Annotated in this window: 18 protein-coding genes; all 18 read left to right on the top strand. The window is 70.6% G+C overall.

Translation table 11 applies throughout. The features are described from left to right. Positions 1-117 precede the first annotated feature (117 nt). The 18 genes from lysA (at position 118) to ACZ53K_RS11480 (ending at position 19,856) form a co-directional block, all read left to right on the top strand. Positions 118-1,509, top strand: a complete 1,392-nt coding sequence (gene lysA / locus ACZ53K_RS11395; RefSeq protein ID WP_468834146.1) for a diaminopimelate decarboxylase — start codon at positions 118-120, stop codon at positions 1,507-1,509. Between the two features lie 208 nt (positions 1,510-1,717). Continuing rightward, positions 1,718-3,046 carry a homoserine dehydrogenase gene (locus ACZ53K_RS11400; RefSeq protein ID WP_468834148.1) on the top strand — a complete coding sequence of 443 codons (1,329 nt, stop codon included), beginning with the start codon at positions 1,718-1,720 and terminating at the stop codon, positions 3,044-3,046. A gap of 8 nt (positions 3,047-3,054) precedes the next feature. Continuing rightward, a complete protein-coding gene (thrC, locus tag ACZ53K_RS11405) occupies positions 3,055-4,131 on the top strand; it encodes a threonine synthase (protein WP_468834151.1) in 1,077 nt (358 codons plus the stop codon). Positions 4,132-4,508: 377 nt separating this feature from the next. After that, on the top strand, positions 4,509-5,426 hold the full coding sequence (gene thrB, locus ACZ53K_RS11410) for a homoserine kinase (RefSeq protein WP_468834153.1): 918 nt from the start codon (positions 4,509-4,511) through the stop codon (positions 5,424-5,426). 361 nt (positions 5,427-5,787) lie between these two features. Beyond that, entirely contained in the window at positions 5,788-7,857 is a 2,070-nt protein-coding gene (gene rho / locus ACZ53K_RS11415) for a transcription termination factor Rho (protein WP_468834155.1), read from the top strand. A 376-nt stretch (positions 7,858-8,233) separates the two neighbouring features. Continuing rightward, positions 8,234-9,361: an LCP family protein gene (locus ACZ53K_RS11420; protein WP_468834158.1), complete on the top strand. Its 1,128-nt coding sequence runs from the start codon at positions 8,234-8,236 to the stop codon at positions 9,359-9,361. 173 nt (positions 9,362-9,534) lie between these two features. Continuing rightward, the gene (gene rpmE, locus ACZ53K_RS11425; RefSeq protein ID WP_468834161.1) at positions 9,535-9,759 is read left to right on the top strand and encodes a 50S ribosomal protein L31; all 225 of its coding nucleotides are present in this window, start codon (positions 9,535-9,537) and stop codon (positions 9,757-9,759) included. Positions 9,760-9,933: 174 nt separating this feature from the next. After that, positions 9,934-11,013, top strand: coding sequence for a peptide chain release factor 1 (gene prfA, locus ACZ53K_RS11430; protein WP_073757832.1), 1,080 nt, complete (start codon positions 9,934-9,936; stop codon positions 11,011-11,013). 112 nt (positions 11,014-11,125) lie between these two features. Next, complete coding sequence (gene prmC / locus ACZ53K_RS11435; protein ID WP_468834538.1) at positions 11,126-11,965, top strand: peptide chain release factor N(5)-glutamine methyltransferase; 840 nt, start codon at positions 11,126-11,128, stop codon at positions 11,963-11,965. Positions 11,966-12,018: 53 nt separating this feature from the next. Beyond that, the gene (locus tag ACZ53K_RS11440; RefSeq protein ID WP_468834163.1) at positions 12,019-12,666 is read left to right on the top strand and encodes an L-threonylcarbamoyladenylate synthase; all 648 of its coding nucleotides are present in this window, start codon (positions 12,019-12,021) and stop codon (positions 12,664-12,666) included. Then, a complete protein-coding gene (locus ACZ53K_RS11445) occupies positions 12,663-13,325 on the top strand; it encodes an arsenate reductase/protein-tyrosine-phosphatase family protein (RefSeq protein WP_468834165.1) in 663 nt (220 codons plus the stop codon). Before ACZ53K_RS11440 ends, ACZ53K_RS11445 begins: the two co-directional genes overlap by 4 nt. A 200-nt stretch (positions 13,326-13,525) precedes the next feature. Next, positions 13,526-14,863, top strand: a complete 1,338-nt coding sequence (locus tag ACZ53K_RS11450) for a serine hydroxymethyltransferase (protein ID WP_468834168.1) — start codon at positions 13,526-13,528, stop codon at positions 14,861-14,863. 99 nt (positions 14,864-14,962) lie between these two features. Next, positions 14,963-16,309, top strand: coding sequence for an MraY family glycosyltransferase (locus tag ACZ53K_RS11455; protein WP_468834170.1), 1,347 nt, complete (start codon positions 14,963-14,965; stop codon positions 16,307-16,309). A 289-nt stretch (positions 16,310-16,598) separates the two neighbouring features. After that, on the top strand, positions 16,599-17,036 hold the full coding sequence (locus ACZ53K_RS11460) for a hypothetical protein (protein WP_406524537.1): 438 nt from the start codon (positions 16,599-16,601) through the stop codon (positions 17,034-17,036). Positions 17,037-17,315: 279 nt separating this feature from the next. Beyond that, positions 17,316-18,113 (top strand): F0F1 ATP synthase subunit A, encoded by a 798-nt coding sequence (atpB, locus tag ACZ53K_RS11465; RefSeq protein WP_468834540.1) that lies wholly within the window; start codon positions 17,316-17,318, stop codon positions 18,111-18,113. 80 nt (positions 18,114-18,193) lie between these two features. Continuing rightward, positions 18,194-18,433 (top strand): ATP synthase F0 subunit C, encoded by a 240-nt coding sequence (gene atpE, locus ACZ53K_RS11470; protein WP_030022192.1) that lies wholly within the window; start codon positions 18,194-18,196, stop codon positions 18,431-18,433. Between the two features lie 62 nt (positions 18,434-18,495). Then, entirely contained in the window at positions 18,496-19,044 is a 549-nt protein-coding gene (locus ACZ53K_RS11475; protein ID WP_468834541.1) for a F0F1 ATP synthase subunit B, read from the top strand. Continuing rightward, positions 19,041-19,856, top strand: coding sequence for a F0F1 ATP synthase subunit delta (locus tag ACZ53K_RS11480; RefSeq protein WP_468834173.1), 816 nt, complete (start codon positions 19,041-19,043; stop codon positions 19,854-19,856). Before ACZ53K_RS11475 ends, ACZ53K_RS11480 begins: the two co-directional genes overlap by 4 nt. Positions 19,857-19,894 lie beyond the last annotated feature (38 nt).

Genomic DNA, 19,894 nt, shown 5'->3' on the forward strand with positions numbered 1-19,894 from the left:
CGACCGCGACGGTCCGTCCGCGATCACCCGGACGTCTGACTCCATCCGGCGGCGCCGTACGCGCGGCGACGTCGTACCCGTACTTGCGTACCCGTACTCGAGGGGAACTTCCACGCCATGAGCCGCTCCGCCCACCCCGCAGGACCCCGGCACGGAGACGTGCTGCCCGAGGGGCACTACACCGCTCCGCCCGCCGACCTGAACAGCCTCGACCCGCGGGTGTGGTCCCGCACGGTCGAGCGTGACGCCGACGGGGTCGTCTCCGTCGGCGGGATGACGGTCGCCGCGCTCGCCGAGGAGTTCGGGACGCCCGCTTTCTTCCTGGACGAGGACGACTTCCGGGCCCGGTGCCGGGCGTGGAAGGACGCGTTCGGGGAGGGGGCGGACGTCTTCTACGCCGGGAAGGCCTTTCTCTCGCGGGCGGTGGTCCGCTGGCTCGCGGAGGAGGGGATGAATCTGGATGTGTGCAGCGGCGGGGAGCTGGCCACCGCGCTGGCGGCGGGGATGCCGGCCGAGCGGATCGCGCTGCACGGCAACAACAAGAGCGTCGACGAGATCACCCGGGCCGTGGAGGCCGGGGTCGGGCGGATCGTGCTCGACTCCTTCCAGGAGATCGTGCGGGTGGCGCACATCGCGGACCGGCTGGGCAAGCGGCAGCGGGTGCAGATCCGGGTGACGGTGGGCGTGGAGGCCCATACGCACGAGTTCATCGCCACCGCGCACGAGGACCAGAAGTTCGGGATCGCGCTGGCCGGCGGGCAGGCCGCGGAGGCCGTACGCCGGGTGCTGAAGCTGGACGGCCTGGAGCTGACCGGCATCCACTCGCACATCGGCTCGCAGATCTTCGACATGGCCGGGTTCGAGGTGTCGGCGCGCCGCGTGGTGCAGCTGCTGACCGAGGTGCGCGACGAGCACGGGGTCGAGCTGCCGGAGATCGACCTGGGGGGCGGCCTCGGTATCGCGTACACCCCCGACGACGATCCGCGCGAGCCGCAGGAGATCGCCAAGGCGCTGGGCGACATCGTGACGCGGGAGTGCGCGGCGGCCGGGCTCGCCGTGCCGCGGCTCTCCGTGGAGCCGGGCCGCGCCATCGTCGGGCCGACCGCCTTTACCCTTTACGAGGTCGGCACGGTCAAGGAGCTGGACGGGCTGCGTACGTACGTCTCCGTCGACGGCGGCATGTCGGACAACATCCGTACGGCGCTGTACGACGCCGAGTACAGCGTGGCGCTGGCCTCGCGGGCCTCGGACGCCCCGCCGATGCTCTCGCGGGTGGTCGGAAAGCACTGCGAGAGCGGCGACATCGTCGTACGGGACGCCTTCCTGCCCGCCGACGTGGCCCCCGGCGACCTGCTCGCCGTGCCCGCGACCGGCGCGTACTGCCGGTCGATGGCGAGCAACTACAACCACGCGCTGCGCCCGCCGGTGGTCGCGGTGCGGGACGGCGAAGGACGGGTCATCGTCCGGCGTGAGACGGAGGAGGACCTGCTCCGCCTCGACGTGGGGTGACGACGGGAGCGGTACCGGAGGGCGGGGCCGGCCCCGCCGGGGGCGGGACTCGCCGGGCGCAGGACCCGCCCGTCCGGCCGGTGACGGGCGCGCCCGCCGGGTGACCGACAATGGTGGAACAGATGTCTCGGCATCCGGACCGGGGCCGGAATTCCCGGTCCGGTGCGTGAGACTGGTGCAGACCGAGCAGGAAAGTGAAAGAGGTCGAATGATGCGTACGCGTCCGCTGAAGGTGGCGCTGCTGGGCTGTGGAGTGGTCGGCTCAGAGGTGGCGCGCATCATGACGACGCACGCCGACGACCTCGCCGCCCGCATCGGCGCGCCGGTCGAGCTGGCCGGGATCGCGGTCCGCCGCCCGGACCGGGTGCGTGCCGGGGTTCCCGCGGAGCTGATCACCACTGACGCGAAAGAGCTGGTCAAACGGGACGACATCGACGTCGTCGTCGAGGTGATCGGCGGGATCGAGCCCGCCCGCAGCCTGATCACCACCGCGTTCGAGCACGGCGCGAGCGTCGTTTCGGCCAACAAGGCGCTCGTCGCGGCGGACGGTGCCGCGCTGCACGCCGCCGCCGAGGCCAACGGCGCCGACCTGTATTACGAGGCCGCCGTGGCCGGCGCGATCCCGCTGGTCCGGCCGCTGCGCGAGTCGCTGGCCGGCGACAAGGTCAACCGGGTGCTGGGCATCGTCAACGGGACGACGAACTTCATCCTGGACAAGATGGACAGCACGGGGGCGGGCTACTCCGAGGCGCTGGACGAGGCCACGGCGCTGGGGTACGCGGAGGCCGACCCGACCGCGGACGTGGAGGGCTTCGACGCTGCCGCCAAGGCCGCGATCCTGGCCGGAATCGCCTTTCACACCCGGGTGACCATCGACGACGTGCACCGTGAGGGGCTGACCGAGGTCACCGCCTCCGACATCGCCTCCGCCAAGCGGATGGGCTGCACGGTCAAGCTGCTGGCGATCTGCGAGCGGGCCGCCGACGGTGCCTCGGTCACCGCGCGCGTGCACCCCGCGATGATCCCGCTGACGCATCCGCTGGCCTCTGTGCGCGAGGCGTACAACGCGGTCTTCGTCGAGGCCGAGGCCGCCGGCCAGCTGATGTTCTACGGCCCCGGCGCGGGCGGCTCGCCGACCGCCTCCGCGGTCCTCGGCGACCTGGTGGCGGTCTGCCGCAACAAGCTGGCCGAAACCACCGGCCCCGGCGAGTCGGCGTACACGCAACTGCCGGTCGGCCCGATGGGTGACGTCGTCACCCGCTACCACATCAGCCTGGACGTGGCCGACAAGCCCGGTGTCCTCGCCCAGGTCGCCACGGTCTTCGCCGAGCACGGCGTGTCCATCGACACGGTCCGCCAGCAGAGCAAGGACGGGGGTGCCGCCCGCTCCGGTGAGTCCGCGAACGGGGGAGAGGCGTCCCTCGTCGTCGTCACGCACCGGGCGGCCGACGCCGCCCTGTCGTCGACCGTCGGCGCGCTGCGCGACCTGGACACGGTCCGGGGCGTCGCCAGCATCATGCGGGTCGAAGGGGAGTAGAGGAACCCATGTCTGCCATTTCCACCGCGAGCCGTCAGTGGCGCGGAATCATCGAGGAGTACCGGGACCGGCTGCCGGTCGCGGCGTCGACCGAGGTCGTCACGCTGCGTGAGGGCGGTACGCCGCTGGTGCCCGCCCAGGTGCTCTCCGAGCGCACGGGCTGTGAGGTGCATCTCAAGGTAGAGGGCGCCAACCCCACCGGGTCCTTCAAGGACCGCGGCATGACGATGGCCATCACCCGGGCCAAGGAGGAGGGCGCCAAGGCGGTCATCTGTGCCTCCACCGGCAACACCTCCGCGTCGGCGGCCGCGTACGCGGTACGGGCCGGGATGGTGTGCGCCGTACTGGTGCCGCAGGGCAAGATCGCGCTCGGCAAGATGGGTCAGGCGCTGGTGCACGGCGCGAAGATCCTCCAGGTCGACGGGAATTTCGACGACTGTCTGACGCTGGCCCGGGGTCTCTCCGAGAAGTACCCCGTCGCACTTGTGAACTCCGTCAACCCGGTGCGGATCGAGGGCCAGAAGACCGCCGCCTTCGAGATCGTCGACATGCTGGACGACGCGCCGGACATCCATGTGCTGCCGGTCGGCAACGCGGGCAACATCACCGCGTACTGGAAGGGGTACCAGGAGTACGCCGCCGACGGCATCGCCTCGCGCACCCCGCGCATGTGGGGTTTCCAGGCGTCCGGCAGCGCGCCGATCGTACGTGGCGAAGTCGTCAAGGATCCGCACACGATCGCGACGGCCATCCGGATCGGCAACCCCGCCTCCTGGCAGTTCGCCGAGCGTGCCCGGGACGAGTCCGGTGGCGCCATCGACGAGGTGACGGACCGTCAGATCCTGGCCGCCTACCGGCTGCTGGCCTCCCAGGAGGGTGTCTTCGTGGAGCCCGCCTCGGCCGCCTCGGTGGCCGGTCTGCTCAAGGCGGCCGACGAGGGCAAGGTCGACCCGGGCCAGCGCATCGTCTGCACGGTCACCGGCAACGGCCTCAAGGACCCGGACTGGGCCGTCGCGGGCGCCCCGCAGCCGGTCACGGTCCCGGTCGACGCGGACGCCGCGGCCGAGCGCCTCGGCCTGGCGTAGTACGCCGCCCCGGCGCGCGACGCACCCGGCCGCATCCCCCCGCGGCCGGGTGCCCGCCCCGGACGCGCGACCTCGCGCGAAAAGGGGTTACGGAGCCCGCAGGAACCCCGTAACCTCGGATGGAGCAAACCCTGCAAAGGCTGCAAAGGCGGCCGTGGGCCGCGGGCAGCGCGCGACACGCATCGTGCGCCTCCTGTGCGCCCTATGTCGCCACAGAACCTTCCTTCGATAGGCTGGCAGCCAACTCCCCTCCCCACGGCATGTCGCAGTGGAGTGCAGGGCAGGTCAGAACGGTCCCCACGAGCCGGCCGGGCACCCAGGTGCCGCGGCGCTCCGGGGCAGTGCCGCAGCATCACATCAAGGAGAGTCATCGAGCGATGGCCGGTCCAGCGTTCCGCGCCGCCGCCGTCCGGGTGCGCACCCCCGCGACCAGCGCCAATCTCGGTCCCGGCTTCGACGCCCTCGGGCTGTCCCTGGGCCTGTACGACGACGTCGTGGTGCGGGTGGCCGATTCCGGCCTGCACGTCGACATCGCGGGCGAGGGCGCCGAAACCCTGCCGCGCGACGAGAGCCACCTGCTCGTACGGTCCCTGCGTGCCGCCTTCGACCTGCTCGGCGGACAGCCGCGCGGCCTGGAGATCGTGTGCGCCAACCGCATCCCGCACGGCCGTGGCCTGGGCTCCTCCTCCGCCGCGATCTGCGCGGGCATCATGGCCGCCCGCGCGGTGACCATAGGCGCCGAACAGAAGCTGGACGACGCGGCGCTGCTGGAACTGGCCACCGAGATCGAGGGGCATCCGGACAACGTCGCCGCCTGCCTGCTCGGCGGCTTCACGCTGGCCTGGACCGATACCGGATCGGCGCGCGCGATCAGGCTGGATCCCGCCGATTCCATCGTTCCGGTGGTCTTCGTACCGGACCGGCCGGTGCTCACCGAGACCGCGCGGGGCCTGCTGCCGCGTACCGTCCCGCACGTGGACGCCGCGGCCAACGCCGGCCGCGCCGCACTGCTCGTCGAGGCCCTGACCAGGCGCCCCGAGCTGCTGCTGGCCGCGACCGAGGACCGACTTCACCAGGAGTACCGTGCTCCCGCGATGCCCGAGAGCGTGGCCCTGGTGAACCGACTGCGGGCGGACGGCGTCCCTGCAGTCATCTCCGGCGCGGGCCCCACGGTCCTCGCGCTGGTCCAGGAGGACGCGGCCGACAAGGTCGCCGGCCTCGCGGGCGAGGGGTGGGCGGCCAACCGGCTGGCCCTCGACGCGGCGGGCACCTCGGTGCTGCCGCTCGCCGGGTGATCGACGATTGCCGGTCTTCGAGAGGGGGAATGTTTGTTGGATCCGGTAGTGTTAACCTCAAGTGAGTACGTGACGCCTCAGCGGCGCGGTACTCCGTGTCCCCCATCGGGACCACCTTTCTTCCGGGAGCCTCCCAAACTGCTTGGAGCAGTTGCCTGAGCAGAAGCGAGCACGCTCCGGAATCGGCGTGACGGACATGAGTCACAGACATCTCTTCGCGCCGGAACCATGCACTGATCTCTCCGCCATTTCCGGCGGGACCACCGCCCCGGCCAGGTCCGCAAGTACGGGACCGCAGCCGGACAGCACAACCGGTCGCCGAGCCAGACAGGCCGACGCCCGCTCCAGGGAAGGACCCTTCGTGAGCGACACCACCGATCTGATGGGCGTACGCACCGATGGCAGTGCCACCGCGCCCGCCACGGACGCTCCCGCCGCGCCTGCGCGGCGCCGCCGTTCCGGCACCGGCCTGGACGGCATGGTCCTGGCAGAGCTGCAGCAGGTCGCCTCCAGCCTCGGTATCAAGGGCACCGCGCGGATGCGCAAGAGCCAGCTGATCGAGGTCATCAAGGAGAAGCAGGCCGCCGGCTCCGGCGCCGCTGCCAAGGGCGACGCGCCCGCAGAGACCGAGACCAAGCCCAAGCGCCGGGCGACCTCCAAGGCCCGTACGGGCGAGGACGGCGACGCCAAGGCCGCGGGCAAGGCGGACGGCAAGGCCGCCGCCGACAAGGGCGCAGCCCAGCAGCAGATCGACATCCCGGGCCAGCCGAGCGACGAGCAGCCGGCCGGCGAGCGCCGCCGGCGTCGCGCCACCGCCGCCGCGGGCAGCCCCGACGGCGCCGGTGAGGCGAAGGCCGAGGGCAAGTCCGAGGCGAAGGCCGACACCCGTACGGCACCGCGCGAGGACGCCAAGGCCGAGGCCGCGGCGGACAACGCCGAGGGCCGCCAGGGCAAGGGCGACCGCCAGGACCGCGGGGACCGTCAGGACCGCGGCCAGAAGGGCGACCGCCAGAGCCGCGGCGAGCGCGGTGAGCGTGGCGAGCGCGGCCAGCGCGACCGCCGCAACAAGAACAACGACGGCGGCGACGGCGGCAGCCAGCAGGGCGGCGGCAACCGCCAGCAGCGCGACGGCGGCCGCGACAACCGCGACAACCGTCGGGCCGACGAGGACGGGGACGACTTCGAGGGCGGGCGCCGCGGGCGCCGCGGCCGTTACCGGGACCGCCGTGGCCGCCGTGGCCGCGACGAGGGCTTCGGCAACGAGCCGCAGGTCTCCGACGACGACGTGCTGATCCCGGTCGCGGGCATCCTCGACATCCTCGACAACTACGCGTTCATCCGGACCTCCGGCTACCTGCCCGGTCCGAACGACGTGTACGTCTCGCTCGCCCAGGTCCGCAAGAACGGCCTGCGCAAGGGCGACCACGTCACCGGCGCGGTCCGCCAGCCCCGCGAGGGCGAGCGGCGCGAGAAGTTCAACGCGCTGGTGCGCCTGGACACCGTCAACAGCGTCTCGCCCGAACAGGGCCGTGGGCGTGCGGAGTTCGGCAAGCTGACGCCCCTTTACCCGCAGGAGCGGCTGCGCCTGGAAGGTGAGCCGGGCGCGCTGACGCCGCGGATCATCGACCTGGTCGCGCCGATCGGCAAGGGCCAGCGCGGTCTGATCGTGGCCCCGCCGAAGACCGGTAAGACCATGATCATGCAGGCGGTCGCCAACTCGATCACCCGCAACAACCCCGAGTGCCACCTGATGGTCGTCCTGGTCGACGAGCGTCCGGAAGAGGTCACCGACATGCAGCGGTCGGTCAAGGGCGAGGTCATCTCCTCGACCTTCGACCGCCCGGCCGAGGACCACACCACCGTCGCGGAGCTGGCCATCGAGCGCGCCAAGCGCCTGGTGGAGCTGGGTCACGACGTGGTCGTCCTGCTGGATTCCATCACCCGTCTGGGCCGTGCGTACAACCTCGCCGCCCCGGCGTCGGGCCGCATCCTGTCCGGTGGTGTCGACTCGACCGCGCTGTACCCGCCGAAGAAGTTCTTCGGTGCCGCGCGCAACATCGAGGACGGCGGCTCGCTGACCATCCTGGCCACCGCACTGGTCGAGACCGGCTCGCGGATGGACGAGGTGATCTTCGAGGAGTTCAAGGGCACCGGCAACATGGAGCTCAAGCTCGACCGGAAGCTCGCCGACAAGCGCATCTTCCCGGCGGTGGACGTGGACGCGTCCGGCACCCGTAAGGAAGAGATCCTGATGGGCAGCGACGAGCTGGCCGTCGTCTGGAAGCTGCGCCGGGTGCTGCACGCCCTGGACCAGCAGCAGGCCATCGAGCTGCTGCTGGACAAGATGAAGCAGACGAAGTCCAACGCGGAGTTCCTGCTCCAGATCCAGAAGACGACCCCCGGCATGGGCAACGGCAACGGCAACGACTGACGCCCGGCCCGCACGGACGGCCCGTCCGCGCCCGTACCGGCGCGGTACCCGGCCGTAGCCGCACGGCGCAGCCCTCCTGGTCACTTCGGTGGCCGGGAGGGCTTCGTGCTGTCCGCGGAAATCCGCGGATTGTTGCCTTGCGCACACGCGTACCGTCTGCGGAGGCCGTCACTCCGCTTTCCGGCCGCGGACGAAAGCCCTGGTCATCCGGGTAAAAGTCGACTTTTGGCCGGAGCCGGAGCGGCCCGGTTTCTAAGAATGGCTCTCAACCCCGTTGTGCAACCCTTCCGGTCAGCCCCCCGTCTTTCAAGGCGCAACAAACCGTGCTGGACGGCGACGGCGTGGGGCAGCCGAGAGAACGAGGACTGAGGAGCAGATGGCGGACGACAGCAGCGCCGCGGACGCGGCCAAGGGCCGTTCCCGCGGCATACGTGCCACGGGCCGCCGGCGCAAGGGCCCGACCCGGCGCCGCCGCGCCCTGACGATAACCGTGTGCGCGCTGGTCAGCTGCGTGCTGCTCGGTGGCGCGGGACTCGGCTACGTCTACTTCAAACTCAACGGCAACCTGAAGGGCGTCGACATCAACGCCGCCCTGGGCAAGGACCGGCCCAAGGACCACGACGACGGGTCGATGGACATCCTCGTCATGGGGTCCGACTCCCGGGCGGGCAAGAACGGCGCGTACGGCACCGACGAGGGGGCCGCCCGTTCCGACACCGCGATGATCGTCCACATCTTCAAGGGCCACAAGAAGGCCAGTGTGGTCAGCGTCCCGCGCGACACCATGGTCCAGCGCCCCGACTGTACGACGAAGAACGGCAAGAACGTCCCCGGTCAGCGCAGGGCCATGTTCAACACCGCCTACGAGGTCGGCGGTCCGGCCTGCGCCGTCAAGACCGTCGAGTCGATGAGCGGCATCCGCATGGACCACTTCGTCGAGGTCGACTTCACCGGTTTCAAGCAGCTCATCGACGCCCTCGGCGGCGTGGAGATCACCACCAGCAAGGCCATCCACGACAACAAGAGCCACCTGAACCTGGAGCCGGGCAAGCACACCCTCAACGGTGAGAACGCCCTCGGCCTCGTCAGGACCCGGCACGGCGTGCCCGGCGGCGACGGCAGCGACCTGGGCCGCATCCAGCTCCAGCAGACCTTCATCAAGGCGCTGATGAAGCAGGTCAAGAGCATCGGGCTGCTGTCGAACCCGACGAAGCTCTACGGCATCGCCGACACCGCCACCAAGGCCATCACCACCGACAGCGACCTGAACTCGGTCAATGCGCTGATGGGCCTCGCCAAGGAGCTGGGCGGCATCGAGTCGGACAACATCGACATGGTGACACTGCCGGTGACGTACGACCCGAAGGATCCGTCCCGGGTGGTGCCGCTGGAGAAGCAGTCGAAGCAGGTGTGGGACGCGCTGCGCCAGGACCAGGACATCCCGAAGGAAGCGATCAAGGGATCCGCAGGTGACAAGGGCGGAACCGATCGTTACGTCAAGTAGCTGAATCGTTTCGCCGGAGCGTCTCCCGGCGCCGGGGTGGGCCGGGGAATACTTCCCGGCCCACCCCGGTTTTGGGAGATGAGGCCAGTCCTGGCAGACTGGACCGTCGGCCCCGGTTCACGTGACGCAATCCGCGTGACGACCCGGAGCCCTCCCGAACCTAGGAGAATCCCTTGAAGCGCGACATCCACCCGGAGTACGTCGAGACCCAGGTCAGCTGCACCTGTGGCGCGTCGTTCACCACCCGTAGCACCGTGGCCGGCGGCACCATCCGTGCCGACATCTGCTCCGAGTGCCACCCGTTCTACACGGGCAAGCAGAAGATCCTCGACACCGGTGGCCGCGTGGCCCGCTTCGAGGCCCGCTTCGGCAAGGCCGCCGGCTCCGCCCAGAAGTAGCGACCCGCAAGGCGCCGGTTCCGTCCCGCCCCGCGAAGGGGCGGCGGACCGGCGTTTTGTCGTCCAGGCCACGGACCCCGCCGGAGGTCCCGGGCCGCGGCGCACGCCGCACAGGTGCCGGCAACCGGGAACCCCCGGATCCCGGAAGACTCAGCCAGGTGAGGAACCCCCACGATGTTCGAGGCGGTCGAGGAACTGATCGGCGAGCACGCCGACCTTGAGAAGCGACTGGCCGACCCCGCGGTCCACGCCGACCAGCGCGAGGCCAAGCGGCTCAACAAGCGCTATTTCGAACTGACCCCGATCATCACGGCCTACCGCTCCTGGAAGCAGACCGGCGACGACATCGACACGGCCCGCGAACTGGCCGCCGACGACCCGGACTTCGCCGACGAGGTCAAGGACCTCGAAGCGCGCCGCGAGGAACTGACCGAGAAGCTGCGGCTGCTGCTCGTCCCGCGCGACCCCAGCGACGACAAGGACGTCATCCTGGAGGTCAAGGCCGGCGAGGGCGGCGAGGAGTCCGCGCTGTTCGCCGGCGACCTGCTGCGCATGTACCTGCGCTACGCCGAGCGGGTCGGCTGGAAGACCGAGATCCTCGACGCCAACGAGTCCGACCTCGGCGGCTACAAGGACGTCCAGGTCGCCGTGAAGACCAAGGGCGGCAACGGCGCCACCGAGCCCGGCCAGGGCGTGTGGGCCCGCCTGAAGTACGAGGGCGGCGTGCACCGCGTCCAGCGGGTGCCCGCCACCGAGTCCCAGGGCCGCATCCACACCTCCGCGGCCGGTGTGCTCGTCACGCCCGAGGCCGAGGAGGTCGAGGTCGAGATCGGCCCCAACGACCTGCGCATCGACGTCTACCGCTCGTCGGGCCCCGGCGGCCAGTCGGTCAACACCACCGACTCCGCCGTACGCATCACCCACCTGCCCACCGGCATCGTCGTCTCCTGCCAGAACGAGAAGAGCCAGCTCCAGAACAAGGAGCAGGCCCTGCGCATCCTGCGCTCGCGGCTGCTGGCCGCCGCCCAGGAGGAAGCCGAGAAGGAGGCGTCGGACGCCCGGCGCAGCCAGGTCCGCACCGTCGACCGCTCCGAGCGCATCCGGACGTACAACTTCCCGGAGAACCGCATTTCGGACCACCGCGTCGGCTTCAAGGCGTACAACCTGGACCAGGTGCTCGACGGCGAGCTCGACCCGGTGATCCAGGCCTGCGTGGACGCCGACTCGGCCGCCAAGCTGGCCGCCGCCCAGTAAGCCCGCAGAACGCCCGTAGAACGCCCGTAGAACGAGCCGGAGGAACAGCGTGCCGTCGCCTTCCGGGGGCCACGACCCCCAGCGGCCCCGCCGCGGGCCCAACCCCCGCACCGTGCTGCTCGCCGAGGTGGCCCAGGCCACCCAGCGGCTGGCCGACGCCGGCGTGCCCTCACCGCGCTTCGACGCGGAGGAGCTCGCCGCGCACGTGCACGGCGTCAAGCGCGGCGAACTGCACCGCGTCCCCGACGCGGACTTCGACGCCCGCTACTGGGAGGCCGTCGCCCGTCGCGAGGCCCGCGAGCCGCTCCAGCACATCACCGGGCGCGCCTTCTTCCGCTACCTGGAGCTGCACGTCGGCCCCGGCGTCTTCGTGCCCCGCCCGGAGACCGAGTCGGTCGTCGGCTGGGCGATAGACGCGGTACGGGCCATGGACGTCGTCGAACCGCTCATCGTCGACCTGTGCACCGGCTCCGGAGCCATCGCGCTCGCCCTGGCACAGGAAGTGCCGCGCTCGCGCGTGCACGCCGTGGAGCTGTCCGACGAGGCCATGCAGTGGGCCCGCAAGAACGTCGAGGGGTCCCGCGTCGTTCTCCAGCAGGGCGACGCGCTGACCGCGCTTCCCGAGCTGGACGGCCAGGTCGACCTGGTCATCTCCAACCCGCCGTACATCCCGCTGACCGAGTGGGAGTACGTCGCACCCGAGGCACGCGACCACGACCCCGAGCTCGCGCTGTTCTCGGGCCAGGACGGCCTGGACACCATCCGCGGCATCGAGCGGACCGCACACCGCCTGCTGCGGCCCGGCGGCGTCGTGGTCATCGAACACGCCGACACCCAGGGCGGCCAGGTTCCGTGGATCTTCACCGAGGAGCGGGGCTGGGCCGACGCGGCCGACCACCCCGACCTGAACAACCGGCCCCGCTTCGCCACCGCGCGCAGGGCGATGCCATGACGAGCCCGGCCCCCACGAGTCATCTGTACGTTCCGCACGAGGAGGTCCGTTAAATGGCACGGCGTTACGACTGCAGCGACGCGACCGACCGCGCGACCGGTCTGCGCGAGGCCGCATCGGCCGTCCGCCGCGGCGAGCTGGTCGTGCTGCCGACCGACACCGTCTACGGCATCGGCGCGGACGCGTTCAGTGCCGAGGCCGTCGGTGACCTGCTGGAGGCCAAGGGCCGCGGGCGCGGCATGCCCTCCCCGGTGCTCGTCGGCTCCCCGAACACCCTCCACGGGCTCGTCACGGACTTCTCCGAGCAGGCCTGGGAACTGGTCGACGCCTTCTGGCCCGGCGCGCTCACCCTGGTCGCCACCCACCAGCCGTCGCTGACCTGGGACCTGGGGGAGACCCGCGGCACGGTCGCGGTCCGCATGCCGCTGCACCCGGTCGCCATCGAGCTGCTCACCGAGTTCGGCCCGATGGCCGTCTCCAGCGCCAACCTCACCGGACACCCGTCGCCGCAGGACTGCGACGCTGCCCAGGAGATGCTCGGCGACTCCGTCTCCGTCTACCTGGACGGCGGCCCGACCCCCGCGGCCGTACCGTCCTCGATCGTGGACGTCACCGGCCCCACGCCGGTGCTGCTGCGTGAGGGCGCGATCAGCGCGGAGGAGCTGCGCAAGGTGGCTCCCGGGCTTGAGGTGGCGAATTGATTGCGCCCCTCGGGCGTGGCATAGCGGGACCCGGCGAGGACAGCTACCGCACGTTCCGCATCCTCCACGTCAGCACCGGCAACGTCTGCCGCTCGCCCATCACCGAGCGGCTGCACCGGCACGCCCTCGACCTGCGGCTGGGCGAGGACCGCGGCGGCCTGGTAGTGGAGAGCGCCGGCACCTGGGGCCACGAAGGCGCGCCCATGGAGACCCACGCCGCCACGGTCCTGGCCGACTACGGAGCCGACCCGGCCGACTTCACCGGCCGTGAGCTGCTGGACGAGCACGTCATCCGGGCCGACCTCGTGCTGACCGCCACCCGCGACCACCGCGCCCAGGTCATCTCCATGGGCCACTCGGCGGGGCTGCGCACCTTCACGCTGAAGGAGTTCAACCGCCTCGTACGGGCCATAGACCCGGCCACGCTGCCCGAGCCCGACCCGGCGCTCCCTGGCGGCGGGCTGGTCGAGCGCGCCCGCGCCCTGGTCGGCGCCGCCGCCGCGCTGCGCGGCTGGCTGCTGGCGCCGAACCCGGAGGCGGACGAGGTCTACGACCCGTACGGCGCGCCCATCACGTTCTTCCGCTCCATCGGCGACGAGATCAACCAGGCGCTGGACCCCGTGGTGACGGCGCTGACGGGGGTTCCGGCCCGCGCCTGACCACCGGGGGCGGCGGGCCCGCGAACGCCGCCCTGAAGGGCCGCTGAGGCCCGTCGGGCCGTCGGCTCGCGAGATTCGTCCCGGCCCGCCCACCGCCCCGCCCCGGACCAGCCCGAACCCGGGCGGCACATCCGCCGCGCCCGAACGCCGCTCCGCGCCTACATTGGGACCACGTCCCCGTACGAGGCCCGGAGCAAGCCATGCCCGCCACCACCGCGTCATCCCGGAGCGAGACCACGGCTGTCCTGAGGGAGGCGGCCGGGGCAGGGCCGGCGTACGGCGGGTACACGCCGCCGGCCTGGACGCCGGACTTCGCGGGGCTGCTGCAGCAGGATCCCGAGATCGCCGGGGTGCTGCTCGCCGAGGCGGCCCGGCAGGGCGACGGGCTGCAGCTCGTCGCCGCCGAGAACTTCTCCTCCCGGGCCGTGCTGGCCGCCCTCGGCTCCCCGCTCGCCAACAAGTACGCCGAGGGATACCCGGGCGCCCGGCACCACGGCGGGTGCGAGGTCGTGGATCTCGCCGAGCGGCTGGCGGTGGAACGTGCCAAAGTCCTGTTCGGTGCCGAGCACGCGAACGTCCAGCCGCACTCCGGGTCCTCCGCCGTGCTGGCCGCCTACGCCGCCCTGCTGCGCCCCGGCGACACCGTTCTGGCCATGGCACTGCCGCACGGCGGACATCTGACCCACGGTTCCCCGGCCAACTTCTCCGGCCGCTGGTTCGACTTCGCCGGTTACGGCGTCGATCCGCACACCGGGCTGATCGATTACGCCGAGGTGCGCGCGCTGGCCCGCCGGCACCGGCCCAAGGCCATCGTCTGCGGCTCGATCTGCTACCCGCGGCATCTGGACTACGCCGCCTTCCGGGAGATCGCCGACGAGGTGGGCGCGTATCTCATCGCGGACGCCGCGCACCCGATCGGGCTGGTCGCCGCGGGGCTGGCGCCCAACCCGGTCCCGTACGCGGACGTCGTGTGCGCCACCACCCACAAGGTGCTGCGCGGCCCCCGTGGCGGCATGATCCTCTGCGGTGCCGAGCTGGCCGAGCGCATCGACCGGGCCGTCTTCCCCTTCACCCAGGGCGGCGCCCAGATGAACGCGGTCGCCGCCAAGGCCGTCGCGTTCGGCGAGGCCGCCACCGAGGACTTCGCCCGGTACGCCCGGCAGGTCGTCGCCAATGCCCGGGCGCTGGCCGGTTCGCTGGCCGAGGAAGGGCTGCCGGTCACCACCGGCGGTACGGACACCCACCTGATCACCGCCGACCCGGCGCCGCTGGGCGTGGACGCCCGTACCGCCAGGGGGCGTTGCGCGGCGGCGGGCATCGTGCTGGACACCTGTGCCCTGCCGTGCCCCGAGGACCCGTCCGGGCGCCGGCCCGGGCTGCGGCTGGGGGCCGCCGCCCTGACCACCCAGGGCATGGGCGAGGACGAGGCGGTGCGGGTCGGCGCGCTGATCGCGGCGGCCGTACGGGAGGACCCGCAGGCCCGCGCGGCGACCGCGGCATTGGTCCGGCGCTTTCCCCCTTATCCCGATCCGCGCTGAGCTCTGGAACCATTCACGGGACGGGGTTGTCTTCCCTTACGTTCACGGACAGGGGGCGGACACGCATATGGTGTGTGGCTGTGATGGCCAGCGATACCAATGGGGCAGCCCGTGCGTGAATACCTGCTGACGCTGTGCGTCACGGCCGCGGTCACTTACCTGCTGACCGGGCCGGTACGGAAATTCGCCATCGCGGCCGGCGCGATGCCGGAGATCCGCGCGCGCGACGTGCACCGCGAACCGACTCCGCGTCTCGGCGGCATCGCCATGTTCGGCGGGCTGTGCGCGGGTCTGCTGGTAGCCGCCCATCTCAGCAACCTCAAGTCCGTCTTCGAGCACTCCAACGAGCCGCGCGCGCTGCTGTCGGGTGCCGCGCTGATCTGGGTGCTGGGCGTGCTGGACGACAAGTGGGGCGTGGACGCGCTCGTCAAGCTCGGCGGCCAGATGATCGCCGCGGGTGTGATGGTCCTTCAGGGCCTGACGATCCTGTGGATCCCGGTGCCGGGCATCGGCACCGTCTCGCTGAGCCCCTGGCAGGGCACGCTCCTGACGGTGGCTCTGGTCGTCATCACCATCAACGCCGTCAACTTCGTGGACGGCCTGGACGGGCTGGCCTCGGGCATGGTGTGCATCGCCGCCGCGGCCTTCTTCATGTACGCGTACCGCATGTGGTTCGGGTACGGCATCGAGGCGGCCGCGCCCGCGACGCTGTTCTCGGTCGTCCTGATGGGCATGTGCCTGGGCTTCCTGCCGCACAACATGCACCCGGCGCGGATCTTCATGGGCGACTCGGGCTCGATGCTGATCGGGCTGGTCATGGCGGCCGGCGCGGTCTCGGTGACCGGCCAGGTCGACCCCGACCTGCTGAACCTGAAGGCGGGCAGCGTCCGCGAGGCCACCCACGCGATGGTGCCGGTCTACATCCCGCTGCTGCTGCCGCTGACGATCATCGCGGTGCCGGTCGCGGACCTGGTGCTGGCAATCGTGCGCCGTACGTGGAACGGCCAGTCGCCGTTCGCCGCCGACCGCGGCCACCTGCACCACCGGCTGCTGGAAATCGGCCACTCGCACAGCCGAGCCGTCCTGATCATGTACTTCTGGTCCGCGCTGATCGCCTTCGGTGCCGTGGCGTACTCGGTCAACAACGCGAGCGTGTGGGTCGTGATGGGCATCGTGCTGCTGAGCGCGATCGGGCTGGTCCTCCTGCTGCTGCCGCGCTTCACGCCGCGGGCGCCGCGCTGGATGGAGTGGATGGTGCCGCCGCGGTACCGGCGCAGCGTGCAGGCGGCGGCCGTGGCCGCGGCGGCCGAGGAGAGCGCGGCGGTCGACGAGGCCGGGCACCTGGACGGGGAGCGGCAGCCGGTGCCGGCGGGCATCAACGGGGCCACGGCGATCGGCGACCGGTCGCGTTTCACCGACCGGCGCAAGGCCGGAAGTCATCACTGAGGCGGGTTTTCGCTCGTACGAGCACCGTTCGAAAATGCCCGTAAGGGTCACATAGCAGACAGAGAGCCGCCGTGTCGCGCTCCAACGCGCGGATTACTGCTCACGTGTGACGGGTAGCACACCGAGCAGGTAAAGACCTCATCAAATAGTTTGTGATACCGTTCACGAAACCCGGCGACAGAGCCGAAGGGCCGTAGTGCGACGGTCTTTCGGCCTCAGGTTCTCCCTCAGGCCGGGTCTACGCTCGTCCCTGACGACACCACCCCCATTTTCTTGCCGGAGCGCCGCCATGCAGTCCACTGACGCCCGCCTACTTGCCAATGTCTCCGTACCCTCGCTTGCCACCGGCGCCGTCGGCGTCGTGATCAGCGCTGTGGTCGCGGGCGGGCAGGGCGCGATCGGTGCTGCCATCGGAACAGTGCTGGTGTTGCTGCTGATGGGGTCGGGTCTGGTGGTTCTCCAGCAGACCGCGAAGCGCCTCCCGGATCTGTTTCAGATGATGGGACTGCTGCTGTACGCGGTGCAGATCCTGGCCGTCGCGGTCTTCATGATCGTTTTCAAGGACACCACGCTCTTCAACGTCAGGGCGTTCGCCTTCACCCTGCTCGCGACCGTCCTGGTATGGATCGCCTTCCAGGCCCGCAGCTATATGAAGGCAAAGGTTCTCTACGTGAATCCCGAATCCGCCGAGTCCAAGAAGGCGGAAACCACGGGGTCGCGGACGTGAGCCGTAGGGCCGGAATAAAAGCCCACGCGAGAGCCTGCTATCGTCCGGTGCCAACTGCGGCGCAGTCGGCGCAGGCGGCTGAGCTTCCTGGTCCCGAGTCAGGGAACCGGTTGCACGTCCGGCCGACGCCTGTGAACCGATCCGGCCCCGCGCCGGTCAGCCGCCCCCCAATCCGTAAGACCAGTCCAGTGCCGCACCGTGGCTCAATGCCGCGCCGACACAACGAGGTTGCCGTACCCATGCGCCACGCTGAAGGAGCTCGCGGTGAGTGCTGAAACGATGCTCGCCCTCGACACGGAGTGCCACCTCTTCATCCCGGGGTGTGGCTTCGAGGCCCCGGGCCTTCATTCGTTCGTCTTCGAGCCCCTTTTCACCATCGGTGGCTACGAGTTCAACAAGCCGATGATGCTGGCCCTGGTCAGCACGGTGATCATCGTGGCGTTCTTCTGGGCCGCCTTCGGCCGCGCCAAGGTGGTGCCCGGCAAGCTGCAGATGATCGGTGAGGCGGGTTACGACTTCGTGCGCCGCGGGCTCGTCTACGACGCGCTCGGCAAGAAGGAGGGCGAGAAGTTCGTCCCCTTCATGGTCGCGCTGTTCTTCTTCGTGTGGATCATGAACTTGTGGTCGATCATTCCGGTCGCCCAGTTCCCGGTGACGTCGGTCATCGCGTTCCCCATGGGTCTGGCCCTGGTGGTCTACATCACCTGGCTCGTGCTGACGTTCAAGAGGCAGGGCTTCGTCGGCGGTCTGAAGAACCTCACCGGCTACGACAAGTCGCTCGGCTGGGTTCTCCCGCTGATCATGTTCCTGGAACTGCTGCAGCACCTGATCATCCGGCCCTTCACGCACGCGGTCCGGCTGTTCGCGAACATGTTCGCGGGCCACATGCTCATCCTGATGTTCACCGTCGCCAGCTGGTACCTGCTGAACGGCATCGGCATCGCCTACGCGGGCGTCTCGTTCGTCATGACCATCGTGATGACGGCCTTCGAGCTCTTCATCCAGGCCATCCAGGCGTACATCTTCGTGCTCCTGGCCTGTAACTACATCCAGGGCGCGCTCGCCGAGCACCACTGAGCCCCCAGGCACCCCAGCAGTTCCACCAGACGTCCGGTGGCCAACCCCCACCGGTCCATGAAAGAGAAGGAAGACACGGCATGTCCGCGACTCTCGAACTCGCCGCCGGCCTCACTGGCAACGTCGCTTCGATCGGCTACGGCCTCGCCGCCATCGGCCCCGGCGTCGGCGTCGGCATCATCTTCGGCAACGGCACCCAGGCCCTGGCCCGTCAGCCCGAGGCCGCCGGCCTGATCCGCACCAACCAGATCATGGGCTTCGCCTTCTGCGAGGCGCTCGCCCTCATCGGCATCGTCATGGGCTACGCGTACCCGTCCTAATCACGGAACGCACCGACGACGCCACTTAGACGGAAGGCATTGATGTGAGCGCCCTGGTGAACATGGCGGCGGAGGTTCCTGAGAACCCCCTCGTCCCGCCGATTCCAGAGCTGGTCATCGGCCTGATCGCTTTCTTCATCGTCTTCGGCTTCCTCGCGAAGAAGCTCCTCCCGAACATCAACAGGGTTCTGGACGAGCGCCACGCGAAGATCGAAGGCGGTATCGAGAAGGCGGAGGCCCTACAGGCCGAAGCCCAGCAGGTCCTGGAGGACTACCGGTCCCAGCTCGCCGACGCGCGCCACGAGGCCGCCCGGATGCGCCAGGAGGCGCAGGAGCAGGGAGCGACCCTGATCGCCGAGATGCGTGCCGAGGGCCAGCGGCAGCGCGAGGAGATCATCGCGGCCGGCCACGCGCAGATCGAGGCGGACCGCAAGCAGGCTGCGCAGTCGCTGCGCCAGGACGTGGGCAAGCTCGCCACCGAACTGGCGGGCAAGCTGGTCGGTGAGTCCCTCGAGGACCACGCCCGCCAGAGCCGGACCATCGACCGCTTCCTCGACGACCTCGAGGCCAAGGCGGCGTCGGATTCGACGAAGGCAGAGGCCGGCCGATGAATGGAGCGAGCCGCGAGGCACTCGCCTCCGCACGCGAGCAGCTCGACGCGCTGACCGACAACACGGTCGTCGACGCGGCGAAGCTCGCCGAGGAGCTGGCTGCCGTCACCGCTCTGCTCGACCGCGAGGTGTCGCTGCGTCGGGTCCTCACCGACCCGGCGCAGGCCGGCGAGGCCAAGGCCGAGCTGGCCGGGCGCCTGTTCGGCGGCCAGGTCGGCGGCGAGACCGTCGACCTGCTCTCCGGCATGGTCCGCTCCCGCTGGTCGCGTTCGCGCGACCTGGCGGACGCGACGGAGGAGCTGGCGTACGGCGCCGACCTCGTCGCGGCCCAGCGGGCCGGCGCCCTCGACGACGTCGAGGACGAGCTGTTCCGGTTCAGCCGGATCGTCGCCTCGTCGCACGAACTGCGCGCGGCGCTGACCGACCGCACCGCGCAGGGCCCGGCCAAGGCCGAGCTGCTGCGCTCGCTCCTGGGCGGCCGGGTGAACCCGGTCACCGAGCGCATCGTGGTCCGGCTTGTCGCACAGCCGCGGGGCCGTAGCCTGGAAGCTGGGCTGGACGCCCTGTCCAAGCTGGCCGCGGCCCGCCGGGACCGGATGGTCGCGGTGGTCACCTCCGCGGTGCCGCTCGACGACACCCAGCGGCAGCGCCTCGGCGCGGCCCTTGCGGCGGTGTACGGACGGCAGGTCCACCTGAACCTCGACGTGGACCCCGAGGTCCTCGGCGGAGTCCAGGTCCGGATCGGCGACGAGGTCATCAACGGCAGCATCGCGGCACGCCTCGAAGAGGCGTCCCGGCGGATGGCCGGCTGACCCACCCACCAACTCAAGAAGTAGTACGGCGGCCCGAG

The sequence above is a fragment of the Streptomyces sp. NPDC033221 genome, from assembly GCF_055577005.1.

Bases quoted from the DNA above. Each gene is read 5' to 3' on its own strand.
- ACZ53K_RS11450 (WP_468834168.1), top strand. From the start codon at position 13,526: ATGCCCGCCACCACCGCGTCATCCCGGAGCGAGACCACGGCTGTCCTG.
- ACZ53K_RS11475 (WP_468834541.1), top strand. From the start codon at position 18,496: ATGGCGGCGGAGGTTCCTGAGAACCCCCTCGTCCCGCCGATTCCAGAG.
- lysA (WP_468834146.1), top strand. From the start codon at position 118: ATGAGCCGCTCCGCCCACCCCGCAGGACCCCGGCACGGAGACGTGCTG.
- thrB (WP_468834153.1), top strand. From the start codon at position 4,509: ATGGCCGGTCCAGCGTTCCGCGCCGCCGCCGTCCGGGTGCGCACCCCC.
- ACZ53K_RS11420 (WP_468834158.1), top strand. From the start codon at position 8,234: ATGGCGGACGACAGCAGCGCCGCGGACGCGGCCAAGGGCCGTTCCCGC.
- ACZ53K_RS11440 (WP_468834163.1), top strand. From the start codon at position 12,019: ATGGCACGGCGTTACGACTGCAGCGACGCGACCGACCGCGCGACCGGT.
- ACZ53K_RS11455 (WP_468834170.1), top strand. From the start codon at position 14,963: ATGGGGCAGCCCGTGCGTGAATACCTGCTGACGCTGTGCGTCACGGCC.
- ACZ53K_RS11480 (WP_468834173.1), top strand. From the start codon at position 19,041: ATGAATGGAGCGAGCCGCGAGGCACTCGCCTCCGCACGCGAGCAGCTC.
- ACZ53K_RS11460 (WP_406524537.1), top strand. From the start codon at position 16,599: ATGCAGTCCACTGACGCCCGCCTACTTGCCAATGTCTCCGTACCCTCG.
- atpE (WP_030022192.1), top strand. From the start codon at position 18,194: ATGTCCGCGACTCTCGAACTCGCCGCCGGCCTCACTGGCAACGTCGCT.
- thrC (WP_468834151.1), top strand. From the start codon at position 3,055: ATGTCTGCCATTTCCACCGCGAGCCGTCAGTGGCGCGGAATCATCGAG.
- ACZ53K_RS11400 (WP_468834148.1), top strand. From the start codon at position 1,718: ATGATGCGTACGCGTCCGCTGAAGGTGGCGCTGCTGGGCTGTGGAGTG.
- atpB (WP_468834540.1), top strand. From the start codon at position 17,316: ATGCTCGCCCTCGACACGGAGTGCCACCTCTTCATCCCGGGGTGTGGC.
- prfA (WP_073757832.1), top strand. From the start codon at position 9,934: ATGTTCGAGGCGGTCGAGGAACTGATCGGCGAGCACGCCGACCTTGAG.